The organism is Halobacteriovorax sp. (genome assembly GCF_041587335.1).
Classification (GTDB): domain Bacteria; phylum Bdellovibrionota; class Bacteriovoracia; order Bacteriovoracales; family Bacteriovoracaceae; genus Halobacteriovorax.
In genome coordinates, this window is record NZ_JBFGYP010000241.1 from 1 (window position 1) to 2,471 (window position 2,471).

The 2,471-nt window shown below is 36.4% G+C and carries 3 protein-coding genes; 2 read left to right on the forward strand and 1 reads right to left on the reverse strand.

All coding sequences use genetic code 11. From position 1 onward, the window contains the following. Window position 1 precedes the first annotated feature (1 nt). Window positions 2-442, reverse strand: coding sequence for a MarR family winged helix-turn-helix transcriptional regulator (locus ABX784_RS16870; protein WP_372656232.1), 441 nt, complete (start codon window positions 440-442; stop codon window positions 2-4). 96 nt (window positions 443-538) lie between these two features. Between ABX784_RS16870 and ABX784_RS16875 the strand changes: the two genes are divergently transcribed. Beyond that, window positions 539-1,699 carry an iron-containing alcohol dehydrogenase gene (locus ABX784_RS16875; protein ID WP_372656233.1) on the forward strand — a complete coding sequence of 387 codons (1,161 nt, stop codon included), beginning with the start codon at window positions 539-541 and terminating at the stop codon, window positions 1,697-1,699. 11 nt (window positions 1,700-1,710) lie between these two features. Continuing rightward, window positions 1,711-2,265 carry a glutathione peroxidase gene (locus ABX784_RS16880; RefSeq protein ID WP_372656234.1) on the forward strand — a complete coding sequence of 185 codons (555 nt, stop codon included), beginning with the start codon at window positions 1,711-1,713 and terminating at the stop codon, window positions 2,263-2,265. The last annotated feature ends 206 nt before the right edge of the window (window positions 2,266-2,471 follow it).

Genomic DNA, 2,471 nt, shown 5'->3' on the forward strand with positions numbered 1-2,471 from the left:
CTTACTTTTGTTTATTAAGGTCACAATTCATCTTATCTAATAGTGCAATAAGCTCAAGTGCATCCTCATATTCTAATGACTCTAAGCATGACCACATTTTTTCAGGGACTGAAACTGCTTTATCTTTAAGTATTTCACCGTGGCTTGTAAGTGAAATTATACGCTTTCGCTTGTCAGTACTATCTTTTGTGATTTTAATAATCTTCTTTTTTTCTAGCTTGGTTAGCATCAAACTCAACGATCCACCGTCAATTGAAGTCAATTCTATTAGCTTTTGAATAGAGATATTGTCTTCATCCCAAAGGGCCATGAGCACAAGGTACTGCGGATAGGTAACATCTAGCTCTTTCAACATAGGTCTATAGACACGCGTCATGGCGTTAGAGGCCGTATATATTCTATGACAAATTTGATTTTTAAGCTTTAAGTTATCGTAATTCACGCTTTCTCCTTAATTTATTATACTTTGTGTGCAAAGTATTTGCAAGGTGAGAGATATTCGACTATACTTTGTATACAAACTAAATAGGAGAATCATATGAATAAGTTTAATTTCTTTAATCCAACACAAATTGTATTTGGTAGAGATAGGTTCGAAGAGTTAGATTCTCTCGTACCTAAAGATGCAAAGGTACTACTAACTTATGGCGGGCAAAGTGCTAAGAAGTACGGGACTGTAGATAGAGCTCTTACTGCACTTAAAGATAGAAAGGTCATTGAGTTTGGCGGAATAGAGGCCAATCCAAAATATGAAACTCTTATAAAGGCCACTGAAGTAGTGAAGTCTGAAGGGGTTACGTTTCTACTCGCAATTGGTGGTGGATCTGTAATGGATGGAACTAAGTTCATTGCTCTGGCGTCTAAGCTTCCAGAAGACAAATATGAAGGGTTGCTTTTTAACGGTTTCACACCTGCACCCCAGGAAGAGGCACTTCCACTTGGTTGCATTGCAACTCTTCCGGCCACTGGTTCTGAAATGAACGCAGGCGCAGTAATTACATTTAAAAATCAAAAGTATCCTGTGATGTCTCCTCTAACATATCCGAAATTTTCATTTCTTGATTCTGAACTGACGCAAACTCTTCCTAAAGAGCAAATTGCTAACGGTGTGGCAGATGCTTTTATTCATGTGATGGAGCAGTACTTAACATATCCTTCAAGCGCTAAGATACAAGATCGTTTTGCAGAAGGAATTCTTCAAACTCTAATAGAAGATGGGCCAACTACTTATAGTGATTATTCAAATGTAGAGGCCAGAGAGAACTTTATTTGGTCCGCTACGATGGCATTAAATGGAATTATAGGTGTTGGTGTCCCTCAAGACTGGGCAACTCATATGATAGGTCACGAGTTAACTTCTATGTTTGGAATAGCTCATGGGCGTACATTAGCAATCGTTTTCCCTTCAATGCTAAGAGATAGAAGAGTTCAAAAGAAAGAGAAACTTCTTCAATATGCAAGTAGAGTTTGGGGAATAAATGAAGGTTCAGATGATGAGAAGATTGACCTTGTGATTCAAAAAACGGAAGAGTTTTTCAATAGCCTAGGAATTGTAACAAAACTATCTCACTACAATATAAAACAAGACGAGCTAAACACTGTTGTTGGAAACATGGAGAAGATGGGGCTAACTGCACTCTCTGAAACAGGAGATTTAGGTCTAAATGATGTTAAAAATATTTTAGAACAAGCTTATTAAAAGGAGATAGTATGAGTAACTTATTAGACATAAAATTTAAAAATAATAAAAGCGAAGATGTAAGTTTAAAGGACTTTGATGCAAAGGCATTTCTTATAGTAAATGTCGCTTCAAAGTGCGGATTAACACCTCAGTATGAAGGTCTTCAAAAACTATACAATGAGTACAAAGAACAAGGTCTAGAGATTTTAGGTTTTCCTGCAAATGAATTCTTAGGTCAAGAACCTGGAAGTGATGAAGAAATTCAAAGCTTTTGTTCTTTAACTTATAATGTAACTTTTCCGGTCAATTCAAAGATTATTGTAAAAGGTGAGGGACAGCATGAACTCTATAAAGAGTTAACTAGTGCAGAAGTAAATTACACTAAGAATGAAGAGGGACAATTTGAAGGACTACTCACTGAGAAGGGTCTGATCACTGGAAGCGATAAAGATATCAAATGGAACTTTGAGAAATTTTTAGTTTCTGCTGATGGGAAAATCGTAGCTAGATACTTTCCTGATGTAGAGGCAACGGATGAGAGAGTTAAATCCACAATCGATTCTCTCATTAAATCAAATAGTTAGGTATACCTGATTTATACACTAAAGTAATGTACCTACTCCGCCGATAACTTATCAAAGGAGTAGGTTATTAAAAATCTATCGATATTTCTGACATTCTTATTGTCTCTACAAGTGCACTCTCTAGAAGAGACATATTTACAAGGCACCAAGTTTGATAATCCTGAGCGAATGCAGTCAGTAATTGTGACTAACGAAGGGTTTTATCC